Here is a 24,229-nt window from a genome sequence, read left to right on the forward strand (position 1 = left end):
ATCATTGTTGGGCTCCCTTGGGAGGCATGCTGCCTTAACAGAACCTTAATTATGAAACTTGAGGAACCGCGACAAGTTTATCTGGATGTAAGGAAGGGTTAGACGAAGCATAAGACTCATGATGTAGATTTAACGTAAGGAAGTAAAGATAAACAGAGAGGGTGCTGCATTTGAATCGTTCAAACGAAAAACCAGGTAAAGAAAACGGCAGGAGATACGAAAAAAGGAGCAGTGGATGGAAATTGCTCGTACTAACACTGGCAGCGTTAACAATATTGTCTGCCTGCACGAGTAACAAAATTACGTCAACCGAAGCAGAGCAGGGATCTGGACAAAAGGATAACCGTGACACTTCGAGCAATGGACAGGAAACTGGGTCGGCGGATCAGGAGAAAGTATCACCAGAGCGTCTTATTGATACTTTGACGAACGGTTCCAAGGAAGCAGTCTATAATCAGTTTACTCCTGAAATGAAACAGGCTGTGTCCTTGGAGAATTTGAAGTCGACTGCAGACAGCTTCTTGAAAGGAGTGAAGTCGTGGAAGCAGGCCTATCGTGCCGAGATGAACGGTTTAACCGAATATGCATGGACGGATGATACAGGGGCCAAGGGCATTCGCGTCTATTATACAAAAGATCAACAGATTGCTGGTCTGAGCGTTGTTCCACTGGAGGCGCATCCCGATACAGACAGCAAGCTGACCCAAACGGAGTTCCATTTTCCGATGAAGGGAGATATGTTTGTCTTCTGGGGAGGTCAGAATGTTATGGCGAACTACCATTATGAGCATGCAATGCAGCGTTATGCCCTGGACATCGTTCGGACGAAAGACGGAGCAAGTTACCAGGGAGACCCGAAGGTCAATGCGAACTATTATGCGTTCGGTGAACCGCTCTATGCTGCTGCAGACGGGACGGTTGTTGATATAAAGAACGACATTGAGGATAACGTGCCGGGGGTTATGAATCCGGATGAAGCGGCAGGGAACTATGTGGTGATTGACCATGGCAATAAGGAATACAGCATTACTGCACATATCAAAAAAGGCAGTGTGGCGGTGAAAAAGGGAGATAAGGTCAAGCAGGGTGATCGGATTGGTGATCTGGGTAATTCGGGCAACTCCAGCGAAGCTCACCTGCACTTTCAGGTATCGAATGGACCGGATCTGTTCACATCACAATCACTTCATATTCGCTGGGCTGATCAGAGTCAGGAGTTGATACGCGGAAATACGGTTCAGGGATTGCCTGAGTAAGCAGGGCAATGCGGTATCATTGTACAGAATAATTTGTTGTATGGATGTCGGGATATTCTACATGCTGTACGCCAGCTTCCGTTTTCCATTATAATAGCCTCTATAATTACAGCCTTGTCATCGGAGTGGAATGTGTGAAATCTTTAGTTCAACTTATAGAGGTTAATGGAGGAATTGGGATGGCGTTGGAAAAGGTGCAGATCGATTACGCACGTCTGGAAGACTTGCCGAGGATTGTTGAGATTTATAATTCGACGATTGAAAGCCGGATGGTAACGGCAGATTTGGAACCGGTGACGGTGGAGCAGCGCCTGCCATGGTTCCATGAGCATACACCGGATCGTCGCCCTCTGTGGGTGATGAAGCAGAACGGGCAGGTTGTGGCGTGGGCCAGTCTGAGTTCGTTCTACGGACGTCCTGCGTATAATGGGACAGTGGAAGTCAGTGTATACGTTGACCGGCAGTGTCGTGGAATTGGGGCCGGCGGGCTGCTGCTGCAGACGGTTTTCGAGGCTTGTCCCGCGCTGGGGATTACGACAATTCTTGGATTTGTATTTGGTCATAACGAACCGAGCCTGGGGCTGCTCCGCAAGCACGGTTTCGAACAGTGGGGGTTCTATCCCGAGGTAGCTGTGCTGGATGGGGTGAACCGGGACCTTGTCATTTTGGGCAAAAAAATTGGAGCAGATCACCGCATGAAAGAAGCGCAGTTCTAAATAAAGATAAACCTCCGTACCCACTAAGGTGGAATACGGAGGTTTTTTGCTTATTCTACAAACCGGAAGAACCCATTCACAGTCCCAGCTGCTGCTTGATCTCGCGAATCTGTGCTAGATGGCGTTCCTCGTGATAGCTGGTAAAATCAATCCATTGCGCAAGGTCCATCTCACCAAACGCCGGGTGAGGGAACGATTTGCTTTGTAACAGGGCAACATCATGCTCACGTGCGAACTGTTCCAGTGCTTGGTGGGACGCAGCGAGATCGCTGCGAATTTCCGCAAGTGTCTCCGGCTCAGCCGGGGGCTGCACATGAGGAGGAGCTTCCACGGATCTGCTGCGGTCCAGAGACAGTTCATAAGGTTTTTTTTCGGTGGAAACCTGCTGCTCTTTTTCAAGGGCAAGGCGAGCTTGCTTGGTGATCACATTTTCCATCAGATTCAAGTGCCGCAGCACCTGCATGATACTCCATTGTTCCGGGGAAGGTTTTCGGTTCAACTGCTCCTCATCGAGTCCCGAAACGGTTTCCCAGATTTGATTTCGTATCTCATCATTACGTTCAAACATTGTTAACATCCTCTCTGCAGGTTTATATTTAGCTTTATTCTAGTTTGTGTATGTCCAATGGAACATATGAGGCCTTGTTCAACCAGCATAGAACATAAAACGAGTAATTGCGAATGTCAGATATTATTATCCTTGTTAGAAGAAGTTTTGTGCGGGATAAGAAAACATACCCGCTCATGAGGTATGCATAATCGTATATCGCGTCATATAGAAACCTATAGGAAACGAAAAAAAGATTGACGGGTGCACCCCGGCAAACTATAATCGGTAACAAGTCACTTGATATGTAAGGAGTCCTGACATGATATGTTAGTAATCAACGAGGTGTATCACCATACAGCATTGCAAATATCATCGTCCGATCTATTGTACCTTATTGAACGGTTGAAGGTCAAAAAAGAAAACGAGATCGAAATGCTCAAACAAAAGATAGAACAGTTTGAACAAAAACGACGAGCCGAGGAAGTTGCATATCAGTCGCTATCGCCTGTTCGCAAATGGTTTGCCGGGCGTCCGGCTTCCCATCACCAAGCGGTGGAATATATGGTGCAGGTGAAGGAGCGATTCCGCAAAATGGAGCAGATTCGCAGGCGCATCCGTGATCTCGATCTGATTATAGAACATATACAAATTGCTGATCATAACCAGCAGGAAGAGATTGTGCTTTCCCCTGAAACGATTCGCGAAATCAGGCAGCTAAGTGAAACGGAGGATGTACAGGCATGACTTTGGAAACATTAAGCTCCGGAATCGACACCGTCTGGGTTGTACTCAGCGCAGCGATGATTTTGTTGATGGAGGGCGGATTTGCCCTGCTGGAGGCCGGATTTGTACGTTATAAAAACAGTGTGAATATCATTATGAAGGTGTTTGCTGATATTACTATAGGTACGTTATTGTTTTATGCCATCGGTTTTGGCTTGATGTACGGGTCGGATGCAGGTGGCTTTATAGGAGTAACCGGATTTTTCCTTCATGGTGATCTTTCTCATCTGGACGTGCCGGTATCCTTAGAGACATTCTGGCTGTTCCAGGCTGCATTTACGATTGCAGTTATATCTATTGTGTCCGGTGCGGTAGCGGAGCGGATCAATTTTCGTGCATATTTGCTCTATATCATCCTGATGACGGCGATCATCTATCCGATTGGCGGACACTGGGCATGGGGTGGCGGATGGCTCGGCCAGCTGGGCATGCAGGATTTTGCTGGCTCGGCAGTCATCCACGCGCTGGGCGGTTTCTCTGCACTCGCGGCAGCCATTATTATCGGGCCGCGTAAAGGGAAGTACACGCCGCTTGGTGTAAGTGCGATTGCACTGCCGAGCAATCTGCCGCTGGCGTCGGTAGGTGCTTTCCTGCTGTGGTTCGGCTGGTTTGGATTTAACGCGGGCAGCACATTGAGTGCCACAGATGTCAGAATCGGTCACATCGCTATCGTGACGATGTTATCAGCGGCATCTGGCGGTGCAGCGACGCTTCTGTACACCTTGTTCCGCTTTAATCGTTCCGATGCCCCTTCCGTGATTAACGGTTCACTTGCGGGACTGGTAGGCATCACGGCAGGCTGTGCATTTGTAGGTGATCTGGCAGCCATATTCATCGGGGCAGTATCCGGTCTGCTGATGATGGCGGCAGCCAACTGGCTGGATCGTATGCGAATTGATGATCCGGTAGGCGCTTTCCCGGTTCATGCCGTTTCGGGGATGTGGGGTACCATCGCTGTAGGATTGTTTGCCACAGACGGAGGTTTATTCATGGGCGGCGGCTGGAAGCTGCTTGGCGTTCAGGTGCTGGGTCTGACGGCATTAGTCATCTGGGGGTTCGCGATGACCTGGTTTGGACTGAAGCTTATTGGCAGGATGGTTCCTGTGCGCTCAACCGAAGAGGAAGAAGACCTCGGTCTGGATATCAGTTATCATGGGGTGATGGCTGCGCACCAGTCGCATGAATTTCTGGATGGTGAGGAGCATATGATTGCATATCAACAGAAGTCCTCTGATTCAAATCGATTATAAATTAGGATAAGAAGAGATGAAGGCTGACGAATGTCAGCCTCTTTTTTACACAGCAAGCAGGGAAAAAAGACAAGGCGGAAGAATATACAGGTGTGAACGTGAATAAGTCTCAGCATAGGTGTAACGTCAAAAAGGGAGGATCTATATGATTAAGCCGGAACAATGTGAACGTCTGACTAGAAAAGCGCGTAAAACCCTCGAAGAAGAATACGGTCTCGGAGCTGCTGCCGATCTGGTGCTGGATGCTGGACGCTGGGGTATTCGCCTGGATGTATCCACGACCGATGAATATCGCAGAACAGGCAATTCGCGTGTCGGCGGACATCCTGATCTGCCGGAAGAACTGGACTGGCCTCTGACAAAGGATGGGGTGCCGATGACTTTTCTGGCCCAGCTGAATATGGTGGACTTGTCTCCTTATACGCCCAATGACGGGCGCGGGACGCTGCCGGAGCGGGGCATGCTGTACTTTTTCGTTGGCGGAGTGGATGCTGCTTATCCGATTGAACATCGAGTGATCTATGAACCCTCTTCACATAACCTTGTAAAACGCGAGCCTGACGGAGTTACTGCACTGGGCGGAGAACCCACGACAGCTCATGCGGTTACGGTTCTGCCTAACCTTGAGGTTCCTACATATGCATATATAGACGCCGCGGCGTTGAACGAACTTGATGCAGCGGCAGAAAGTGAAGGAGGGGCTGCTCATGAAGGAAGTCTGTTTGACCGCTATCTGGAATTCGAATCGGATTGGAATCATCCCAGCCCGCTCAACTGGGGAGGCATGTTTGGTTACCCGGAAGGGCAGCACCCCGATGCTGAACATCAAGCATTAAGTTATATTGAGCTGGGTGAGGAGTACAGCGGGGATGTGCAGGAATGTGTGAAGAAGCTGACGGCCCAATATAGTGGAGATGAAGAGCGCGCATGGGAAGAGCTGTCCGACACGCTGCTGCTTTTAAAAATAGATACACACGATGCCATCGGTTTTCAGTGGCTGGATTGCGGTGAACTGCAATTTTTCATTCGAGGTGCTGATCTGGAAGCTGAGCAATTTGAACACACGTGCTGCCTGGTTTATTCAAGTTAATTGCCATATTTATTGTTATTCCTATTAGAACTTCATTCCATAAATTAGGCAAAAAATATTCAAAAGCTGTAACAAATTGGCCCAAGTCCCGTCTATAAGAGGGAGGAGGGACTTTTTTTATGCGTTTGTGTTAAATGGAGCTGCCCATATGTTTATATAGTTTGAGGAGTTATTAGCTTGAAAAGGGATCATACGTTCTGTATAATGGAATGAAAAGGAAGTGGTTATATTGATTCAGTCGGCATTCAAACATATTGATACGGCGGTTGCATCTTTGGTCGATATTTGCAATCAATTAAGTGAGGAAGATTTGGAGCTGACCCCGATTGAGGGGAAACGATCTGTCGGAGAGCTGCTCGGGCACCTGGCATTGATCTGCCGCGCAGATTTGTACATATCCGAAGGTGCATCGGAAGAAGAGATGGCTTTCTTTTATCAAGAGAACCGCGAGTGCTCCTTGAACCAGATTAAGCAGGCACTCATCGAGAACCGGAACTTTCTGTATCAGCGATACCTGCAGTTTACAACGGAAGAACTGCTTCATGTAACGAAATCCTACTGGGGCGCTTCTTACAGCCGCTTGGAGTGGCTGCTTGAGATGATGGGACATATGTATCATCACAGAGGTCAGCTGTATACGATGTTAACACTGACAGGCAGAGAACCCAAAACGGTGATGTTTGTATAGCTAATGTGTTGATGTAAACATGTTGATGCAAACCAAATAATACATATAATACATACATTATATATAAGGTGTATCGAACGGCATACGATTGGGCAGCGCCTGTGTATTCTTTTAAATTTCGCTGACTCGTCGTATACATCTAACAACGGAGGGATAAAGTTGGAAGGGAATATATATAATCAGAATTCATTTGCAAGCGAGAGCGGAATGATCGAGCGGGTGAGAGAGATTCCTGAACTTCGAGGAGCGGTACAGATTCAACGGATATCCAAAGGGTATTCTAAGGACCACAAGTTCAAGATTATGCTGCCAGATCAAGGAAATGTCCTGCTGCGAATCTATTCTTACACTGAAATGGAGTCCAAACGGCAAGAAATTCAAGTATTGGAACAACTGAGACAGATGGGAGTTCTGTGTCAAATCCCACTTGGCATTGGCAGATTGGACGATAACAACGGGTATATGATCCTGAGCTATCTGGAAGGGGAAGATGCCTCTGAGGTACTGCCTCTAATGAGTGAACAGCAGCAGTGGGATATTGGCATGAAAGCCGGTAGGGAGTTGAAACGCATTCACCAGCTGCCTGTACAGAAGCAGGATGAGTCCTGGTACACCCGCAAGAGTACGAAACATCAGCGTTATGTGGAGCGATACCAAGCATGCCCCGTCGTTATGGCAAAGGATCAGTATATTCTGGATTTTATTGACGATCATCTGGACTGGATGAAGGGCCGGCCGGATTGTTTTCAGCATGATGATTTCCATCCGGCTAATCTGGTAGTGAATCAGGGAGAATTGTCCGGGGTGATTGATTTCAACCGTGCAGATCAAGGGGACCCTGTACATGAGTTCCTGAAGCTGGGTTTGTTTGCCACAGAGATCAGTGTTCCTTATTCGATTGGACAGGTACAGGGTTATTTTGAAGGATATGATCCGGATGAAGAATTCTGGAACTTGTATTCGCTATACACGGCTATGGCACTGGTATCCTCTGTAGTGTGGATTCAGAATGTGAAGCCGGACGAGACGGATCAGATGATGACGAAGATTGAACGTGTGCGTGAAGATCATGATGATTTTCGCAGTGTGATCCCAAGATGGTATACTGTGAACAGATAAGATTGCTGCAGGAGTGGATGTTTAAGCTCATGCAGTACTTGTGAAGAAGAAAGGAAATAAGCCGTGGCACAACCAGCATCGATACTGCTTGTTGATGATGAGCAGGACATTATTAAATTGATGGAGATTTATTTTGCTAATGAAGGATATCGAATTGTTACAGCGAATGACGGGATGCAGGCGCTGCAGCTGCTTAAGACGGAGAAGATTGACCTCATCATTCTTGACGTAATGATGCCGAATATGGACGGAATTGAAGCTTGTATGAAAATACGTGAGCAGCAGAAAATGCCGATTATTATGCTGTCCGCAAAAAGTACAGACATTGACAAAATAACGGGACTGAGCATTGGCGCCGATGATTATGTAACCAAGCCATTCAATCCGCTTGAATTAGTAGCACGGGCTAAGTCCCAGCTTCGGAGGTACCACACATTTAACGAAAGCAGAGAGAGCAAGGAGCATGAATGGGTAATTGATGATCTGGTTATTAATACCGATACACATGAAGTGTGGGTAGATAACGAAAAGATTCATCTGACTCCTCGCGAATTCGCTGTACTGGAGCTGCTGGCTCGTCATCAAGGATCGGTCCTGAGTATGGAGCAGATCTACCGCCAAGTGTGGAAAGAAGATTTCATGGAGTCGAACAATACGGTCATGGTGCATATTCGCAAACTTCGTGAGAAGATTGAGCAGGATAGTAAACATCCCAAATTTATTCAGACGGTATGGGGTGTCGGGTACAAGATGATCAAACCGATGTAAGATAATAGTATAGCGGATTGAATGAAATAAGCAGGGAGTCTCTACCATGAATTCGAAACTGATTAATACGGTCCGGTGGAAGTTTATTTATGCATTCCTATTAAGCGGCGTTTTGACTGCGGTGATTTTGTATGGCGCAGGCAAGCTCGGCGAGACAATTCTGGCCAACCAGCCCTATCCAAACTATACTATTCCGGGACAAGCGGTTCGCTGGCTCGTGAATCATATTGGCTCTGTCCCTCTGATGATTGCTGTAGGAATTATCTGTTTTGTGCTGTTTTTTTTCCTGTTCACTCGCAAAGTGATGGTTGTGCTGGACGAGATCACGGCGGGTATTCAGGAAGTAGCCAAAGGCGAATTGTCACATCGCATTGAAGTGAAAACTGCGGATGAGTTCGGAGTCGTGGCTGCGAGCATCAATCAGATGGCCGAGAAGCTGCAGCGATCGCTTCAGGAAGAGCGCAGTGCGGTTGCTGCCAAGAATGATTTGATTACCGGGATATCGCATGATCTAAGAACACCACTAACCTCCATTCTTGGATTTCTGGAATACATTGAAAAGGATCGATATCAGGATGAACTGGAAATGCGTTATTACGTCAGCATCGCCTATGAGAAGTCTTTGACCCTCCGCAAACTCATTGATGATTTGTTTGAGTATACGCGAGTGAGTGGTGGAGGTTTGCCATTATCATTAACGCCGCTGAATCTGAACCCGTTCCTGATGCAGCTCGCCGAAGAATTTGCTCCGATGCTTGAAGATGCAGGTATGACTTATAGAATTGTTGGAGGTGAGAAGCCTCTATGGATTCAGGCTGCAGCGGGAGAGCTGGTCCGAGCTTACGAGAACCTGTTCAGCAACGCTATCCGTTATGGTGCAAAGGGTAAAGTCATGGAGATTGGCCTTACGTTTGAGGATGAAGAGGCTGTTGTACGTATTAGCAATTATGGAGATCCGATCCCGGCTCAGGATTTGCCGCATCTGTTTGAGCGCTTCTATCGTGTGGATAAATCACGTTCCCGCGATACCGGAGGTACAGGGCTTGGTTTAGCAATTGCCAAATCGATGATTGAGCTGCATCAAGGCAGGATCGCTGCATACAGCGAGAACGGGCGAACGGATTTTGTTACCCGTTTTCCGATGATCCTTCCTCCTGCTCCTACTGCTCTTGAAGAATGAATGTTTCACATCCAGCATGGGCATAAATTAAGAATTTGATAAGAAGTTAACAATGCTTCTTTAAGAACTATTCGGTATGCTACCTCTATCACTTTGTCAGCAGGTTGAGGAGGATACCGATGATGAGTTCAAGGTTTAACACAGTTAGAATGAAATACATATACATTTGCGGAGCAAGTGCGGTTCTCAGCACGGTGCTTCTTTTTGTTGTCTATCAGATCATGAGCTTGGCTTATCGTCTGATGTTTCATGAAGTCGTTTGGGTTACAGCGATGGTACACTGGTGCGTCAACCATATAGGGAAGAAGCCGCTTCTTTTAGCTGCAGGTGGAGGTTTGTTTGTTTTGTTTTTCTGGATTCGCTCTCAGAAAATAGCCGAGGATCTTCAACAACTTGTTCGGGGAACCCATGAGGTTGCAAGTGGTCAGAGCCTTTCTCCCATTTGCGTTTTGAGTAGTGGTGAGCTTCGGCAGCTAAGTGACCAGATTAACGCTATTGCAGCTCGCACGGATCGGGAAGGGAGAGCGGTTCATTTATCTCGTTTGCAAAAGCATGATGTGGAAGACATAACGGATGCCCCGCCTCATAGCAGGAGTGAACGCATTGACTTACCGATTGAACTGACGCTATATGGTGTGCAGTCAGCTTTGGAAGAGCTGCTGAAAGGACCCGGCAGGCATGACGCCGAAGTGCGCCACTGGGCGAGAGCAGCATATGAACAGACCGCCCTGCTCCAGCATGCGCTGGGGGTATCCGAGAGAAAAGCAGATAAGGTTACCTCTTCGATCAAGGGTAAGTCAGAGGAAGTGCAATGTTGAGGTTGAAAATAAAACGCGCCATGTACCGACTCTATGATGTCGCTGTCATTGCATCCGTTCTGCTGGTGATTATGTATATCTATTTGTTTTCGTATGGCAAAAGTGTCATTCGGAATCAACCGGAAGCCGTGCAGCGGGTTGCGTCTACATTAATTGTGGATGTAGCCGGCCGCGAAATTGTGAGGACGGTTACACCGAACCGAGGATATTCCGAGTATGCAGGCCTGCATGAAATGCCGGACATGTTGAAAAAAGCTTTTTTGGCTGTGGAGGATCGCCGTTTCTACCGTCATGCCGGACTTGACCTTATTGGTGTTGGCAGGGCAGGAGTGCAGAACATGATCCATATGGACTGGAGCCAAGGCGGCAGTTCGATCACACAGCAGCTGGCCAGAAATCTGTACCTGAATGGCAGTAAGACCATCACTCGTAAATTCAATGAGTTATCCATTGCAATGGAGATGGAAAAGAAATATTCCAAAGACGAGATTCTGGAAATGTACCTGAATCATATTTACATGGGACGGCAGCAGTACGGAGTCAAAGCGGCAGCCTGGCGTTACTTTGGGGTGGAGGATCTGAATCAGCTGAAGCTGTGGCAGATCGCTACGCTTGCTGGAATTCCTAAAGGGCCTTCCATTTACAATCCGGTGGATGACGAGGCTCTCTCCACAGAACGGCGCAGTGTAGTCCTGTCGCTGATGCACGAACAGGGGATGATTACGAGCAAACAGATGCAGGAGGCTGCTGCCGTTGAGTATAGACCTCCTCTTGCTGAGAAGGGGAACTTGTCATCTGCCCAAACATCGGCTCGTCCCGATGGGCCCGATTACGCATCGGCAGTAGATGCTGTAATACAGGAAGCCTCCCTTCTTACAGGTAAAAGTGAGGCCGAGATTCGCTCCGCTGGCTGGACGATCCAAACGGGGTTAAATGCAGGTGCTCAGCGAGCGATTGAAGAAACATTTGCCGAGTCTGTTTGGTTCCCGGATGATCGGGAGGATCAGCAGGTTCAGGCCAGTATGGTTATCCTTGATCAGCATAACGGCGAAGTGAAGGCGGTAATGGGCGGACGGAATCCTGTGAAGGGAGATATGAATCGGGCTCTGATGGATGCAAGGCAGCCAGGGTCGGTGTTCAAACCGATCATTGCTTACGGGCCTGCTTTAGAATCAGGACGATTTCAACCGGAAAGTATGCTGCCCGACCAGCCCAAACGTTACGGCAGTTATCAGCCTGGCAATGTGGGAGGGCGGTATAGAGGCTCGGTCACTTTGTCCCAGGCGCTGCAGCAGTCCATCAATGCTCCGGCGGTATGGCTGCTCCATGAAACGGGATTAAAACAGGCAAAAGCATTTGCTCAGCAGTTAGGGATTGAATTAAGTGATGAAGATATGAACCTGTCCACAGCCCTTGGGGGCCTGCATCAGGGAGTTTCGCCAATGAAACTGGCGCAGGCCTATGCCGTTTTTGCCAATGAAGGCAGGTACAATCAGGCACATTTCATACGTGAAATCACAGATGCGCAGGGCAGCTTGATATATAGGCATCGTGCTGAACAGAAACAGGTGATAACGAAGCGAACAGCACAAGAGATGACACAGATGCTGCAGCTTGTTGTCAGCCAAGGGACCGGCAAACGTGCCCAGCTGCCTCAGAATAAAGTGGCTGGTAAAACAGGCACAACACAGGCAGCGATACCGAATGCCCCCAAAGGAGCGAACCGGGATATCTGGTTTGCCGGTTATACGCGGGAATGGACAAGTGTTGTGTGGATGGGTTTTGATCATACGGATGCTGAACATTACTTGAAGAGGGGGAGCGGTACTGCTGCGGAGTTGTTCGCGGCGGTAATGAAACGGGCGAAGCGATAATAATAATAGTTTCTTAGAATTTGCTGATCAGCGGCTATTTCTCCTTTTTATACCACAGCACACAGATGTTAAGTTATAATAGATGCTTCATATCGTATAGGGAGGAATTTATGCATAGTCGAGATGACAAGTTGGATAGAGAGGCAGAGCTGTCTTTGGCCCAAAAAGGGGGGCGGCCTGAACTTCCGGGTATCTCTGGTTTGGGTGGATGGTTAATTTTGATACAAATTAGTCTTTGGGCTTCATTGATTTTTTTACTCTCGGATATCACAAGTGTTACGGTTATTATGGATCCGGCACGATGGGAAACAATTCGCGGAGTTGATCCACAGTTGTATACGGAGGTCATTCGTCCTCTGCTATGGTTTGGTTTTATCAGCAGTATCCTGCTGCTGGCGATTGTTATTGTGAATCTTGTTCTGTTATATAGACGTAAGCGGCTGTTCACGCGGTTTATGATTATGCAGTACATCGTGAATGTGATCATCGGTGTGATGACTTGGGTTCTCATCGCTCAAAGCGAAGTGGGAAGAGATGAACATGTGCTGGATGCGACACCTGCGTTTAACCTCATCGTTCGCTCTCTGCTGACATGCTGTATTTTTATTCCGTATCTCCTCAAGTCGGTTCGTGTAAAAAATACGTTTATCAAGTAATGAGGAAGACATGTGTTTGAATGGATGCAAAATAAAATGAAAAACCCATTGTCTACAAGAGCTGTGCTTGGCAGCATTCCAGCTTGGAGACAATGGGCTTTTTTTGCAAGAAGATCAACGCTCTCGAAAGCTTGTTTCATTTTGGAGCTGATTTGACGCGGGTTGAGCGGGATAAGCTGCGGATCATCTGGTTTAATACCTCCGACAGTACAAGTCCTACAGCGATGGCACCGGATAACATGAGCGCTTTGGCGGCCATCTCCATGGCTGCACTGTAGTTGTTTTGTACAAAGCTGCGCATCGCATTATATGCAAGTCCTCCCGGTACGAGTGGAATGATACCTGCCACGCTGAAAATAATAACAGGTGCCCGAAACATGCGGGAAAACAGCTGACTGATCACACCCACCGCAATCGTGGCCGCCAATGTGGCCGGAACGGCATCTGCTGCATATTCAAGCACGATATAGATGATCCAGCCGATCATACCGACAAATCCACCGTGAAGCAGCATTCGTCTTGGGGCATTAAAAATAATGCCAAACGCAGCTGACGCGATAAAGCTGGTCAAGGCTTGTCCAATAAAATGGAGCATTATTCTGCAACCCTCCGTCTTACATAAAAAGTGAAAATACAACTGCAATGCCCGTGCCAATGGCAAAGGCAGTCAGAAAAGCTTCGGCACCCTTGGATAAGCCGGACACGAGATGTCCGGCCATTAAGTCGCGTACCGCATTCGTAATCAGCAGCCCCGGCACCAGCGGCATCACAGATCCGATAATAATTTTGTCCCGCTCAAATCCTGCCCCCACATATACCAGGAAAAAAGCAAGGATACCGATGACAAAGGAAGCGGTAAGCTCCGCAAAAAATTTGACACGTACCCAGCGGTGAAAGAGAATGACCGCTGCATAACCGCATCCGCCGCAGATCAATGCCGGGAGAAAATCACCCCAGCCTCCACCAAACATAATAGTAAAGCAGGCGCTGGAGATCGCGGCCGCGGCCAGCTGAACAGCGTACGAATAACCGGAAGGTTTTCGTTCAATCTCAAGCAGCAGTTCGTGCGCTTCCTGAACGGTCAGCTGGCCTTCTCCAATACGGCGCGAGACGGCATTAACCTCAGACACTTTGTCCAGATCTGTTGTGCGTTCGGAGATTCGAATCAGCTTGGCGGGCTCGGTAGCATCCACCGAGAAAAAGATGCCTGTGGGCACAACATAGCTGTGGGAATGAGGCAGACCCAGCGCAGCTGCCATACGTTTCATCGTATCTTCGACGCGGTAGGTTTCGCCGCCACTTTGAAGCATGATTTTGCCAGCGAGCAGACAGATGGCGATCACACGGGATTGCTCCGATGTTTCAGCAGCACGCTGACCTTTATTATTCATCTCCGGTTCGGGTTCAACTGGAGATGGTGTATCGTGACGTATGTATTCCAACCGGATCAGGCTCCGTTTCATATGTGATAAGGCGCAGCATCGACACCATTGTATCATATTTCATACGCCGACAAATAATCACGGGACACGTTGGTATAAGGGCTTTCCGCAAGGAGTGAGCTGCGTGCAGTCACAGGTGAAGCTTGGGATGGGATTTAAAAAAGCTTCGCCCAATCCGAAAGGACAGAGGCGAAGCCTGCAGCTTACATCAACAGCGTGATGACAAGCAGTTCATACAGCACTAACGGCAGAATCGTTGGACCAAACAAGGCACGTGGTTCAGGATAACCATGCATCGGTGTCACCTGGAGGTACAGAATTCCGCGATCTGCGCTGATAATGACACCTTCCCAGACCTGACTGTCGATGTTCTGAACTTGTACTTTTTTGCCGACATGCTGCCGAACGGTATGATGAAGCATATCCCGTACACGCTGCACGGATTGCAGCAGGGGTTGATTGGCCTGATATACAACACGGGCGGATGTTGTGGATGGTGATTCAGACATGATGCTCAATCCTTCCTCAAAGTAAAATCGTTCTTACTTCAAGGTATGCATTCGCCTACAAAAGGTGATTACACATAGGTCATCTTGAGCGCTCCACGGCCGCTTTCGCAGCTAACCTGACCCAGTGCGCCATTTACAAAAGTCATCTGAGGTGGAATATGACCCAGATCTACTTCATATAAAATAGGCACATTCAGATCACCAAGTGCGGAAGACAGGGCATCGGTAAACGTAAAATCATCTGTGTCGGAATAACCGTCAGGTCGCCCAAACAGGAAACCATTCGTACCGGCAAACCATCCGGCTTGTCTCATCTGCCACAGGCGGCGATAGATATCACTTGCGTCCATCTCGCAGCTTTCCAGATACCAGATCGTTCCTTCGTCAGTGCAGTACTGCTGCAAATAGGTTTCTACCGGTGCAAACGGAGTGCCGATCAGGCAGCTGATCGTGTCCATACAGCCTCCAAGTAATCGTCCGGCAAAACGGACCGGGGCATCTGTATCTTCGGCAGCTCCAAGCTGCTTCCAGCGGGATGGCGTATCCAGATTAAAGCCGGGCAGCTCCATATTCCATTCGGATTGATAATGTGTGGAGGAGATCTGTGCAGCTTCTTCTCCAGCACTGGTCTGCAGTACATCCAACCAGCGGGATGTAACGGAATCCTGTTCACTTAATCGAAGATCTATGAAGTTAGTGCCGTGGGCTGAAGCTGATCCGGTTATTAACGTATAAGCAAACAGGAACGTACTGGTATCCGAGTAACCCAAAATCCATTTGGGAGGTGACTTTTTCAGCGCATCCCAGTCCAGCAGGGGCAGTATGTCCATTAGAAACTGTCCTCCCCATGGAGGAATGACAGCCTGAATTCCCGGATCAAGCATAAACGCATTCAGTTCTGCGGCGCGAATTTCTTTGGGAGCACTCACACATTTGGAATTGCTGCGCAGTGAAGAGCCTTCCTTAACCTTGAAACCAAGGCGCTCCACATGATTTTTGCTGTGCTCCAGATAGTGATGCATGGACGGGCTTACACCACTGGAAGGTGCGGTTAGTCCGATGGTATCGCCCTTCACGAGTGGCTTTGGGTAACGGATGGAACGCTGGTTCATTCATAACACACCTTTCATTTAAAGTGCGACTGTATTACTTGTTTACGGGTATTTCTAAAGAGAAAGGAGAACGGCTTTGAACAGGGTAAGAGTAAATCTCCATGCTCAGTTTTCCTTTTGCTGCTGTCCCATTAGAAATGGTAACCCATGCTTCGGCTGTGCCGTGTTCACCGGAAGGACTCCAACCGGATTCTTTCACATCAAAATCTTTTCCGGTACTGTCCTTGATATTAGTGAAGGAGAGCCCTGAGGTCGCATTTTCGGCATCAGCAGCGGAAAAATGCATAATGGTATCCTTACCTTTGGTCTTGTAGTCTAGAAGGGTTAATTCTTGCGGTCCGCCTTCGATTTTATTAGAAGATGGATCAACTTTAATCATCAGTTTATCCTTATCCAGTGCTGAAAGTCCAGATGCTTGCAGGGTCAGTTTCTTAGGTATCGAGAAATACATGCTCTCAAAAAATACAGAAGTCCCGTAACCCCCAATGGAAGCTCCGTCCGTTCGCCAAGCTCGGCCTTGTTCATCGACCAGCTGCAGATCACGGATGCCAAAAATCTTTTTGCTATTGTTTGCATCATACTGGATATCCAGCACAAGCCTTGTCGGGTATAAAGTGGCCTGTTCAACAGTAAATCGCTGCCCGTCAAGAGTGATAGTTTGGTTAACGGGGATGACCTTTTTCATGTTTTTGGTGAGAGTGTGATCTACTGGAAAAGTGATTTTCCACGTATTATTTGTTTTCTCCAGACGATTTTTAAAGACAACGGTCAGTTGATCTGGCGGTAAAGATTCATTGAATGATACGTCAATAATATCCTCATAGGTAGGACTTTCCGATTCCGATACAGGTTTGGGTGAAGAGTAACTAAAGGCAACCGGAAGATGTTTACCATTTTCATCAAGCAAGTCGATGTCATAGTCGAATTTTTCCGTATCTTTCATATTCTTCATCTTATAAAAAATAACCATTCGTGACTCGTCTGTAATAATGCCTTCCACGGTTACAGAGCCCCCATCATGCTCGTCGGTGATGCCGACCTTCTGCAGCAGGGACTGATCAATAGCCATCATGAGTCCTTTATCCTGCCGGATCAGACTGACGACACCTTCCATGCCAGGCAGCTGCTCCACAAAGGACGCAAATGCAGGAGACACGCGAATACAGCCAGTAAATAACAAAATGATGGCAGCTGCCGAGATAGAACTGGTAAGCCAGCGCAGTCTGGATTTTCGTTTACGGGAAGCTTGCTCGATTCCGGCCCGAACAGCGCGCGATGCCGCAGCGTCCGGTACGCTCATTGCATCATATTCGGTCTTCCGAGCCTGCAGACGTTCTTCCAATGCTTCAAACGGGTGATGTTCGTTGGTCATGATGATTGTTCTCCTTTCGGTTCAAGTTGATCCCGGAGCTTTCCAAGGGCGCGGTGCAGCCGTGATTTTACCGTACCTGCCGGGATTTCCAGAATATCAGCCACTTCGGTCAGCGAGAAACCTTCGAAGTAACTTAGAATGATGATTTGTTTATATTCCGGTTCCAGTGCTGCTACTGCAGCAGCCAGATCCGGGTCCTCGGGACGATCCCAGCGGCCGGATTCCTGGATTTCCGTGACCGGGCTGAACCGGATTATGCGTTTCCGCTCGTCTGCACAGTAATTTAGAAGAATGCGGATCAACCACGTACTGAAGTAAGAGGGTTCTTTCAGTTTTTTGAGTTTGCGGTATGCCCGGTAGGTTGCTTCCTGTATCGCTTCCAGAGCATCGCCCTCATTATGCAGATACGCATAGGCGATCCGGTACAGGCGGCTCTGATGCATTTCCATTAAGGCTGCAAAAGCTGCAGCATCCCCCTTTTGTGCAGCGCGCGTAAGTTCGGTAGGGGTCACAAGGCTCCTCCTTTGTTGATGTTGTTTCATATTAGACAGGGAAAGCGGTCAAACGGTTCTTGTATTCAAAAAAAATTATTCATGCTGCTTGGAGAAAGTTCCTCTGCATTATACAGCGAATAACCGTCAAACCTCCTAGAAGCATGCTGCTCCATGAGAGTCTGACGGTTATAAGTGTATCCTTTATCCTTCGTGGCCGTATCTCGAATCCATTCTATTTGCGGAGCGTCTCCACTGCCTGCTGCAGGCGCGCTGCTGCAGATGCATTGCCTCGCTGCCGTGCAATGTCCAGTGCCGTTGGCTGTCTGATCCGTATGAAAGGCTGCGGTATGAAGCGCATGCTGTCCATCACTATCAGCGATATTTGTGGATGCGCCATGTTCCAGCAGTAGACGGATGACTTGGACTGAACGTTCTCCAGCCAGTGCGGCGTGCAGAGCGGTATTGCTGGGAATGAAGGAAATGAGGGAGTGGGAGATGGCATTTACATCTGCTCCATGCTCAAGTAACAGCTGCACACTCGCTGCTTGTCCATAATGTGCGGCATATCCCAGAGGAGTTAAGCCGTCCTGATTTTCCGTATTCGCCAGTTCCGGATGCGCCTCAAGCAGAGACTTCAGTCCTGCCGCCTCGCCATCTTGTGCAGCTTGAAACAGCTGATTCACCTGTTCTGTATAATGCTTCGCTTCGTTCATCTGTACAAAACCTCCTCTTTCTCGTCCTGTGAATGGTTATGATGCCTGCTGAGATATTGCAATTATAGGCCATTCAATTCGGCAGCGCTTCTTCAAAATCACCTTTTTTCCGGTACAGAGAAGGAGGGAGATGAAACCTTTTGGTGAACAGCGAGCTGAATGAGCCTGGACTCTCGAAGCCGACGCTTAAACAGATATCGGTGACAGGCAGGTCGGTGTCCACTAACAGCTTCCTCGCGGCTTGCAGTCGTCGTTCTGTCAGAAATTGATGCGGCGAAATGCCAAACAGCTTTTTATAGCTTCGAAGAAAATGATTTACAGACAGATGTGCCGCCGAGGCAGTCTCTGTCAGCGTTATGGCTTGGTCATAGTAAGCAGCCATATATTCATGTCCAATATAGACTCTGCGATATAACTCTTCTCTTGTTGAAGATTTCGCCGCATCAAGGGCATGCATTTCGGACCTGATTTCATGACGTAAAACGAGCATATGCAGTGCAAGCTGATGAAGCTGTTCCTCCAGCTCCCAAGGATCTGTTAATGGAGAAATATAGGAGGAACGCAGCCTTTCAATCGCAGTACCCAGGTGATCTCCCATAGGATATGTGCGTTCAACCCAATCCAATGTCAGGGGAGTGGACGAGGCATAAGGCTCATGCAGCAGATTCAGATCATTGCTGCTGACACTGCGGTTAACCTCTTCGACGAATCCCGGAGGGAAGAAGACACAGAAAGATTCAACGGGTACAGGAGAGTCGATATGGAGCTGATATTCCTGACTGGCATTCAGCAGCAGGTATCGCTCCTGACCGACTGTAAAATGTCCGTGACCCGCTTCGTACAGTGTTGTTCCATGACGAAACGTTTTCAGAGACAGAGCTCCTTGTCCTTTCCAATCAAACTGCGATCTGGACTCATGCAGGATGAACGGCACGGATCTTTGCGTCGTTTTATGTTCAGACCCTTTGTTCATTGCGGATCTTCGCCAAGATGTTTTGCAGCGAGACGCTGCTTCGCGGCTTCTAATGCCGGAATGGCAAAATGGGCAAGGGGAGTGGGCAGTTTATGCAGCGGGAACCAGCCAATCTGACCAATGGCTCCGCCTGCTTCCAGGTTACATGCTGTTCCGCCAAGGACTTTGGTGGAGTAGAGCACAGATATCCAGTGCTCCTGAAGCTCGGGACGAATCGTCTCCGCAGTGCAGAGCAGCCCATCGATGATGATATCCAGATTAACTTCTTCCTTAATCTCGCGGATCACAGCCTTTTCCAGTGTTTCGTACGCATCTACTTTTCCGCCGGGAATGCTCCAGGTATGCTGCTCTGGTGCACGATTACGCCAAACAAGCAGTACCTCGCTGTGTTCGTTGAGGATCACCGCACCTACCCCGATTCGTGGAGCAGCATCTGTAGAACTGCTGCCCTCGGCAGCTTCTGCTGACTCATTGTAACTGCCGGAAAGCAGGTATTGATGGGGATCGGAGCTGACGAGAGAAGCAGGTACTGGCTGAAATGCAATCGGGTGTCCGGTCTGGGCGGACCAATCCGCTGCCAGAATGCTCATGGAGATCAGATCGTATTGTGTGCCGTCCCGCAGTACAGCAGCCCGATGGCGTCCTTCTTCACGGAAGCCAACCTTCAAGTACGCCCGTCTAGCAGCTTCGTTGTATTCAATCACGTCCAGAGCAATCCGATTCAGGTTCAATTCATGGAATGCGTATCGCAAAATCAAGGCAAGCGCGTCACTGCCGTAACCCCTGCCGCGATCACTTTCATTACCGATACCAATGGCCAGCTGTGCAGAGCGGTTATTCCATTCAATCCGATAAATGGCTACAAATCCGATAAATCGGTTGTCGTCGAGAGTGCGCAGTGCAAACTCGAAATCCTGACCGTTCCGAACCGACGAGGTTCCGACTTCATCCGATGTTTGTGGGGTCGCAATATCTGTATCCATGTTACGCAAGTATTCATAGTTATCCGTGAAATATGCGATCTGCATGCGATCTTCAGGGCAGGGTGCCGTGAGTTTGACCTTGGAGCCTTGAAAAGCATTATATTGACGAGTCATGCCGCACCTCTTTTGGTTGATATAACATCCTTCGTTCATCCCATTATACTACAGCCGATAGGAATACCGAACATACCCGTTAAATTGTTTGTTTTCGAGAATAAGAGATTGGCGTCCGAGATATTTATGAAATTCAGAAAAGATTTTTGCACAAAAAAACAGCCGCGAGGGCTGCTGCTTCCTAATTATTTTAAGTTATTCAATAAATTCTTCATTTTTTTATAATGTCCGCTAACCCGATCCGCCATGTAATTGTACAGCAGTTGGTTCTCGGAAAGCATGGCCATCTCCCGGTCAATATCCACGTTGTTGTTGTTATTGTTCATGGCTGTTTCATTGTTCTGCATGACTCGGTACTGTACAATGGATGCGTTAGGATTGGTCACGGGGAAATGTTTCTCGTGTGTCCGCTGCATTCTAAGCTGTCCTGTTTTGCCATTCTCGATAATACGCCGCAGCTCATCCTGAAACTCAACGGTAGTGTTCTTGTAATTCGGCGTATCTGCGTTAGCGATGTTGTTGGTGATGGCCTGATGCCGCGCGTTCAATGCTTGCAAAAGAGATTCATTCCGTTTGGAAGTATTGGTTTCGATCATGCTGAGATCCTCCTTCACCGCAATCGAAATGCAGTTATCTCTATTTTAAGAAATTTGCCCACACACTGTCAAGGTAACGAACAAATTCAAGCATCGCCTCTCATACAAAAAAAAGACAAGCACATGATCGATCTGACTCCGATTCAAGAAGCCGATTATCCTCATTACTCGTCTTTGTCGTTGGTAAGTTCTCTTCAATTCGATTCAGGAGAGCGGTTAATATTTTTGCCGTAATAAATTTCGTCCATCTCCAGCTTCAGCCACTCGGTAATCTCCTGCTGTTCGGCCTTGCTCAGCTTGTCCTTGGTGTATCCGAACAAATAATTATCCAGATCGAATTCCTTCAGCTTGCATTTGGTGTGGAAAATGTTCTCCTGATATACGTTCACGTCAATCATGTCGAACCCGCTTTTGATCTCGTCCGGGATATAGTTCTGGATAGAGCTGATCTCGTGATCAATAAACAGCTTGCGTCCGCTCGTATCCCTCGTAAAACCACGCACCCGATAATCCATAATCATAATGTCCGTATCGAAAGAATGAATCAGGTAATGCAGCGCTTTAAGCGGTGAAATCTCGCCACAGGTTGACACATCGATATCTGCACGGAAGGTGCTGATGCCTTCGCTGGGGTGAAATTCGGGATAGGTGTGCACGGTGATATGGCTTTTATCCAGCTGCATCACGACATTATCGGGCAGGGGGCCGGGCGATTCATCGAAGGATTCTTCGGGAATCTCGACGATCGGACCTTCGGATACCAGCATCGTTACACTGGCGCCCTGCGGCACGTAATCCTGCTGCGCGACATTCAGGACGTGGGCTCCGATGATGTCCGACACATTTTTCAAAATATGCGTCAGCCGATCTGCGTTATATTGTTCATCGATATATTCAATGTAAGCTTCACGTTCTTCTTTGGTCTTGGTGTAGCAGATATCGTACATATTGAAACTGAGCGACTTGGTGAGGTTGTTGAACCCGTGCAGCTGAATGCGCTGCTCTGGCGTTAAAGTCATGGTTGCAGTTCCCCTTTGTCCCATACGACATAATAATCGCAGTTTTAATACTACTTATACCCAACCTTGCCCGAAAAAAAACATGAAATTGCGTAATCCGAAACCCAAAAGGTGCTCATCATTCGTCATAATCAGGTTTCTCATCAGGTCACATAATCCGGCATGTGGCTGAAAAAATGCCGCACAGCATCAGCTGCACGGCATCCAACGTTAAAAGGGCAGGTCTTCATCATAGCCGTAATCATTCATGCGTTCTTCCTCTGCGACAGACTGAATGTCTTCCGAGGTTACGGTGATAATGGGGTAGTGCTCCTGCTGCTGTTTTTTGACCGCCTTTTCCTTCACGAAACGCGGACTGCCTTCCCCGGCATCTTCGTCATAGACAAGCAGCAGACCATCGCTTTTACGAAGCAGCAGGTCATCCCGGGCAGTGAACTGCCACGGTCCGATATACGGCTGTTTGCTGATGGCGCCATAATAATCCACTCCGGACAGAATGGAACGGTAGTATTCCTGCTTGTCTTCTTTCCACTGTTCCTCGGGGTTCTGAAAGGCCGTTATAATCGACAGCTTCAGATGCGGATAGTTCTGTTTCAGTTCAAGCACTACCTCGCATGCCCATAGGTCCACACCGTATTGTCCGGGGGTGAGCACCCATTCGAGTCCATCTTCCACAAGCGGAGTAAGGCGGGAAGCGATGGCTTTCTTAATAAAGGGAATGCCTTCGTGCTTCTGTCCAAAAATCTGCAGTTCATGGGCACGGTACCCGGTGATGAACAGGTTTTGCAGCGTGATGCCCTCCTTTCAGACGGACGGTATGAACGATGTCACGCAGCATCTGTCCGTCTTCATATGAGCTCCTTATTGTTCAGGTGCAGTCTCTCCGCGGAACGGATACAGGAATGGCTTCGGAATATCCGTCTCAAACGTCATTAACTTGCCGGTTGTCGGATGAATAAAGGACAGCACACGTGCATGCAGCCCCAGACGTCCAAGATCTCTCGTGCGTGCACCGTATTTGCGGTCCCCGGCAATCGGATGACCAAGGTCCTCCATATGCACACGAATCTGGTTTTTGCGGCCCGTTTCCAGACGAACTTCAAGCAGGGAGAACTCTCGATTCGACTTCAGACGCTTATAGTGAGTAATGGCATGCTGTCCATCGTTCGGACGAGGACTGGAGTACATCTTCAGCGTTTTGGTTTCCTTGAGCCAGGAGGAGATGGTGCCTTCTTCCTGAGTTACGGCGCCCTCAACGAGTGCGACATAAACACGATCCTGTACGTTTTCTTTCCAGTTGTTCTGCAGCTGCTGCTGCACCTCTTCGCTTTTGGCAAACATCATCACACCGGATGTATCCCGGTCCAGACGATGTACAACGAAAATCCGGTTTAGCGGATTCGTACGACGGACATGTGCCATCAGCTGGCGATAAGCGGTCAGATCATCACTCTTGTCAGCTGCGATAGACAGCAGGCCGGCTTCCTTGCGAATGACAATGATATCGTCGTCTTCATGCAAAATGTTGATGCCCGTCAGGGAAGGAGCGGCGACAGCACCTTCTTTGCTGATGAACACAGTCTGTCCAGGCGTCAGCGGCTCGTTAAACTTGGTCACGACTTTCTCATCCACGGATACTTGCCCACGTCCCAAAATGGATTTAACGGCATTGCGTCCTGACTTCAGATGTTTCAGCAGGAAATGAAGCAGTTCATCCGGCTCCGTTACTTTGTACTGGCGCGGCGGTTCGGATTTGCGATAATGTGCACTGCCTGGACGCTTGGATGCCGCGGCCGGCTTGGCCGCTTTACTACCGCTTTTGGTAACGCCCGCGGGCGAATGGGAGGCGGAAGCTTGTTTGGCAGCGTTCCCCGAGCGAGGGGAAGGAGGTTTTGATGAGGAAGCATTGGAGCGGCCGGATCGCGGCTGGGAGGAACCTCCGTATGATTTTCCTTTGGCAGATGTACTGCCCGTTGAGCGTTTGCGTTTATTCATAGATACTATCTCCTTCTGAACAGCCTGTACCCTTTGTGTGCATACGATCCGTTCAATTCGTTATGCAGTTCAATATACCATTAACCGCACCGAATTAAAAATAGGTTCCTCAAATCTGCAGCCCATCCAATCCGAAGAGTTTTCAGTTTCATAGAATAT

General features: G+C 48.4%; 26 protein-coding genes and 1 pseudogene. 12 read left to right on the forward strand and 15 right to left on the reverse strand.

Annotation, left to right across the window (positions count from 1 at the left end):
* Positions 1-170: 170 nt before the first annotated feature.
* On the forward strand, positions 171-1,256 hold the full coding sequence (locus tag MKY97_RS07185; RefSeq protein WP_342554782.1) for a peptidoglycan DD-metalloendopeptidase family protein: 1,086 nt from the start codon (positions 171-173) through the stop codon (positions 1,254-1,256).
* A gap of 179 nt (positions 1,257-1,435) precedes the next feature.
* Entirely contained in the window at positions 1,436-1,972 is a 537-nt protein-coding gene (locus tag MKY97_RS07190; RefSeq protein ID WP_342554783.1) for an N-acetyltransferase family protein, read from the forward strand.
* Positions 1,973-2,048: 76 nt separating this feature from the next.
* On the opposite strand, the gene MKY97_RS07195 is transcribed toward MKY97_RS07190, so the two are convergent.
* Positions 2,049-2,540 (reverse strand): DinB family protein, encoded by a 492-nt coding sequence (locus tag MKY97_RS07195; protein WP_342554784.1) that lies wholly within the window; start codon positions 2,538-2,540, stop codon positions 2,049-2,051.
* A gap of 306 nt (positions 2,541-2,846) precedes the next feature.
* Between MKY97_RS07195 and MKY97_RS07200 the strand changes: the two genes are divergently transcribed.
* The 10 genes from MKY97_RS07200 to MKY97_RS07245 all read left to right on the forward strand — a co-directional run bounded on the left by MKY97_RS07200 (position 2,847) and on the right by MKY97_RS07245 (position 12,748).
* Positions 2,847-3,266: a hypothetical protein gene (locus MKY97_RS07200; protein ID WP_342554785.1), complete on the forward strand. Its 420-nt coding sequence runs from the start codon at positions 2,847-2,849 to the stop codon at positions 3,264-3,266.
* Complete coding sequence (locus tag MKY97_RS07205; protein WP_342554786.1) at positions 3,263-4,555, forward strand: ammonium transporter; 1,293 nt, start codon at positions 3,263-3,265, stop codon at positions 4,553-4,555. The genes MKY97_RS07200 and MKY97_RS07205 overlap by 4 nt, the downstream gene beginning before the upstream one ends.
* Positions 4,556-4,700: 145 nt before the next feature.
* On the forward strand, positions 4,701-5,645 hold the full coding sequence (locus MKY97_RS07210; RefSeq protein WP_342554787.1) for a YwqG family protein: 945 nt from the start codon (positions 4,701-4,703) through the stop codon (positions 5,643-5,645).
* Between the two features lie 229 nt (positions 5,646-5,874).
* The gene (locus MKY97_RS07215) at positions 5,875-6,333 is read left to right on the forward strand and encodes a DinB family protein (RefSeq protein ID WP_342554788.1); all 459 of its coding nucleotides are present in this window, start codon (positions 5,875-5,877) and stop codon (positions 6,331-6,333) included.
* 159 nt (positions 6,334-6,492) lie between these two features.
* Positions 6,493-7,452: an aminoglycoside phosphotransferase family protein gene (locus tag MKY97_RS07220; RefSeq protein WP_342554789.1), complete on the forward strand. Its 960-nt coding sequence runs from the start codon at positions 6,493-6,495 to the stop codon at positions 7,450-7,452.
* Between the two features lie 63 nt (positions 7,453-7,515).
* Complete coding sequence (locus MKY97_RS07225) at positions 7,516-8,220, forward strand: response regulator transcription factor (protein WP_342554790.1); 705 nt, start codon at positions 7,516-7,518, stop codon at positions 8,218-8,220.
* A 46-nt stretch (positions 8,221-8,266) separates the two neighbouring features.
* A complete protein-coding gene (locus MKY97_RS07230) occupies positions 8,267-9,400 on the forward strand; it encodes a HAMP domain-containing sensor histidine kinase (protein WP_342554791.1) in 1,134 nt (377 codons plus the stop codon).
* 119 nt (positions 9,401-9,519) lie between these two features.
* Positions 9,520-10,218 (forward strand): hypothetical protein, encoded by a 699-nt coding sequence (locus MKY97_RS07235; RefSeq protein ID WP_342554792.1) that lies wholly within the window; start codon positions 9,520-9,522, stop codon positions 10,216-10,218.
* Positions 10,212-12,092: a PBP1A family penicillin-binding protein gene (locus tag MKY97_RS07240; RefSeq protein ID WP_342554793.1), complete on the forward strand. Its 1,881-nt coding sequence runs from the start codon at positions 10,212-10,214 to the stop codon at positions 12,090-12,092. The genes MKY97_RS07235 and MKY97_RS07240 overlap by 7 nt, the downstream gene beginning before the upstream one ends.
* Positions 12,093-12,202: 110 nt before the next feature.
* Positions 12,203-12,748: a DUF2569 domain-containing protein gene (locus MKY97_RS07245; protein ID WP_342554794.1), complete on the forward strand. Its 546-nt coding sequence runs from the start codon at positions 12,203-12,205 to the stop codon at positions 12,746-12,748.
* Between the two features lie 136 nt (positions 12,749-12,884).
* On the opposite strand, the gene MKY97_RS07250 is transcribed toward MKY97_RS07245, so the two are convergent.
* The 14 genes and pseudogenes from MKY97_RS07250 to MKY97_RS07315 form a co-directional block, all read right to left on the reverse strand.
* Entirely contained in the window at positions 12,885-13,343 is a 459-nt protein-coding gene (locus MKY97_RS07250; protein ID WP_342554795.1) for a threonine/serine exporter family protein, read from the reverse strand.
* A 19-nt stretch (positions 13,344-13,362) separates the two neighbouring features.
* Entirely contained in the window at positions 13,363-14,139 is a 777-nt protein-coding gene (locus MKY97_RS07255) for a threonine/serine exporter family protein (protein ID WP_342556273.1), read from the reverse strand.
* Between the two features lie 254 nt (positions 14,140-14,393).
* Positions 14,394-14,699 carry a hypothetical protein gene (locus MKY97_RS07260; RefSeq protein ID WP_342554796.1) on the reverse strand — a complete coding sequence of 102 codons (306 nt, stop codon included), beginning with the start codon at positions 14,697-14,699 and terminating at the stop codon, positions 14,394-14,396.
* A 68-nt stretch (positions 14,700-14,767) separates the two neighbouring features.
* The gene (locus tag MKY97_RS07265; protein WP_342554797.1) at positions 14,768-15,811 is read right to left on the reverse strand and encodes a S66 peptidase family protein; all 1,044 of its coding nucleotides are present in this window, start codon (positions 15,809-15,811) and stop codon (positions 14,768-14,770) included.
* A 34-nt stretch (positions 15,812-15,845) separates the two neighbouring features.
* Complete coding sequence (locus tag MKY97_RS07270; protein WP_342554798.1) at positions 15,846-17,183, reverse strand: DUF4179 domain-containing protein; 1,338 nt, start codon at positions 17,181-17,183, stop codon at positions 15,846-15,848.
* Positions 17,180-17,695 carry a sigma-70 family RNA polymerase sigma factor gene (locus MKY97_RS07275; protein WP_342554799.1) on the reverse strand — a complete coding sequence of 172 codons (516 nt, stop codon included), beginning with the start codon at positions 17,693-17,695 and terminating at the stop codon, positions 17,180-17,182. The genes MKY97_RS07270 and MKY97_RS07275 overlap by 4 nt, the downstream gene beginning before the upstream one ends.
* A 65-nt stretch (positions 17,696-17,760) precedes the next feature.
* Positions 17,761-18,390 (reverse strand): ankyrin repeat domain-containing protein, encoded by a 630-nt coding sequence (locus tag MKY97_RS07280; protein WP_342554800.1) that lies wholly within the window; start codon positions 18,388-18,390, stop codon positions 17,761-17,763.
* A gap of 73 nt (positions 18,391-18,463) precedes the next feature.
* On the reverse strand, positions 18,464-19,363 hold the full coding sequence (locus MKY97_RS07285; RefSeq protein ID WP_342554801.1) for a helix-turn-helix transcriptional regulator: 900 nt from the start codon (positions 19,361-19,363) through the stop codon (positions 18,464-18,466).
* The gene (locus tag MKY97_RS07290) at positions 19,360-19,782 is read right to left on the reverse strand and encodes an NUDIX domain-containing protein (RefSeq protein ID WP_342556274.1); all 423 of its coding nucleotides are present in this window, start codon (positions 19,780-19,782) and stop codon (positions 19,360-19,362) included. Before MKY97_RS07290 ends, MKY97_RS07285 begins: the two co-directional genes overlap by 4 nt.
* Positions 19,783-19,974: 192 nt before the next feature.
* Positions 19,975-20,499, reverse strand: a pseudogene (locus tag MKY97_RS07295) (GNAT family protein); the annotation flags it as partial.
* Between the two features lie 146 nt (positions 20,500-20,645).
* A complete protein-coding gene (gene flgB, locus MKY97_RS07300) occupies positions 20,646-21,056 on the reverse strand; it encodes a flagellar basal body rod protein FlgB (protein ID WP_342554802.1) in 411 nt (136 codons plus the stop codon).
* A gap of 194 nt (positions 21,057-21,250) precedes the next feature.
* On the reverse strand, positions 21,251-22,075 hold the full coding sequence (gene speD, locus MKY97_RS07305; protein WP_342554803.1) for an adenosylmethionine decarboxylase: 825 nt from the start codon (positions 22,073-22,075) through the stop codon (positions 21,251-21,253).
* 210 nt (positions 22,076-22,285) lie between these two features.
* Positions 22,286-22,864 (reverse strand): DUF1273 domain-containing protein, encoded by a 579-nt coding sequence (locus MKY97_RS07310; RefSeq protein ID WP_342556275.1) that lies wholly within the window; start codon positions 22,862-22,864, stop codon positions 22,286-22,288.
* Positions 22,865-22,936: 72 nt separating this feature from the next.
* Positions 22,937-24,070, reverse strand: a complete 1,134-nt coding sequence (locus MKY97_RS07315; protein ID WP_342554804.1) for an RluA family pseudouridine synthase — start codon at positions 24,068-24,070, stop codon at positions 22,937-22,939.
* Positions 24,071-24,229 lie beyond the last annotated feature (159 nt).

The sequence above is a fragment of the Paenibacillus sp. FSL R7-0652 genome (assembly GCF_038595045.1).
Classification (GTDB): domain Bacteria; phylum Bacillota; class Bacilli; order Paenibacillales; family Paenibacillaceae; genus Paenibacillus.

Bases quoted from the DNA above. Each gene is read 5' to 3' on its own strand.
- MKY97_RS07245 (WP_342554794.1), top strand. From the start codon at position 12,203: ATGCATAGTCGAGATGACAAGTTGGATAGAGAGGCAGAGCTGTCTTTG.
- MKY97_RS07255 (WP_342556273.1), bottom strand. From the start codon at position 14,139: ATGAATAATAAAGGTCAGCGTGCTGCTGAAACATCGGAGCAATCCCGT.
- MKY97_RS07280 (WP_342554800.1), bottom strand. From the start codon at position 18,390: ATGAACGAAGCGAAGCATTATACAGAACAGGTGAATCAGCTGTTTCAA.
- MKY97_RS07200 (WP_342554785.1), top strand. From the start codon at position 2,847: ATGTTAGTAATCAACGAGGTGTATCACCATACAGCATTGCAAATATCA.
- MKY97_RS07285 (WP_342554801.1), bottom strand. From the start codon at position 19,363: ATGAACAAAGGGTCTGAACATAAAACGACGCAAAGATCCGTGCCGTTC.
- MKY97_RS07315 (WP_342554804.1), bottom strand. From the start codon at position 24,070: ATGAATAAACGCAAACGCTCAACGGGCAGTACATCTGCCAAAGGAAAA.
- MKY97_RS07190 (WP_342554783.1), top strand. From the start codon at position 1,436: ATGGCGTTGGAAAAGGTGCAGATCGATTACGCACGTCTGGAAGACTTG.
- MKY97_RS07230 (WP_342554791.1), top strand. From the start codon at position 8,267: ATGAATTCGAAACTGATTAATACGGTCCGGTGGAAGTTTATTTATGCA.
- MKY97_RS07250 (WP_342554795.1), bottom strand. From the start codon at position 13,343: ATGCTCCATTTTATTGGACAAGCCTTGACCAGCTTTATCGCGTCAGCT.
- MKY97_RS07240 (WP_342554793.1), top strand. From the start codon at position 10,212: ATGTTGAGGTTGAAAATAAAACGCGCCATGTACCGACTCTATGATGTC.
- MKY97_RS07265 (WP_342554797.1), bottom strand. From the start codon at position 15,811: ATGAACCAGCGTTCCATCCGTTACCCAAAGCCACTCGTGAAGGGCGAT.
- speD (WP_342554803.1), bottom strand. From the start codon at position 22,075: ATGACTTTAACGCCAGAGCAGCGCATTCAGCTGCACGGGTTCAACAAC.
- MKY97_RS07205 (WP_342554786.1), top strand. From the start codon at position 3,263: ATGACTTTGGAAACATTAAGCTCCGGAATCGACACCGTCTGGGTTGTA.
- MKY97_RS07195 (WP_342554784.1), bottom strand. From the start codon at position 2,540: ATGTTTGAACGTAATGATGAGATACGAAATCAAATCTGGGAAACCGTT.
- MKY97_RS07270 (WP_342554798.1), bottom strand. From the start codon at position 17,183: ATGACCAACGAACATCACCCGTTTGAAGCATTGGAAGAACGTCTGCAG.
- MKY97_RS07235 (WP_342554792.1), top strand. From the start codon at position 9,520: ATGATGAGTTCAAGGTTTAACACAGTTAGAATGAAATACATATACATT.
- MKY97_RS07210 (WP_342554787.1), top strand. From the start codon at position 4,701: ATGATTAAGCCGGAACAATGTGAACGTCTGACTAGAAAAGCGCGTAAA.
- flgB (WP_342554802.1), bottom strand. From the start codon at position 21,056: ATGATCGAAACCAATACTTCCAAACGGAATGAATCTCTTTTGCAAGCA.
- MKY97_RS07260 (WP_342554796.1), bottom strand. From the start codon at position 14,699: ATGTCTGAATCACCATCCACAACATCCGCCCGTGTTGTATATCAGGCC.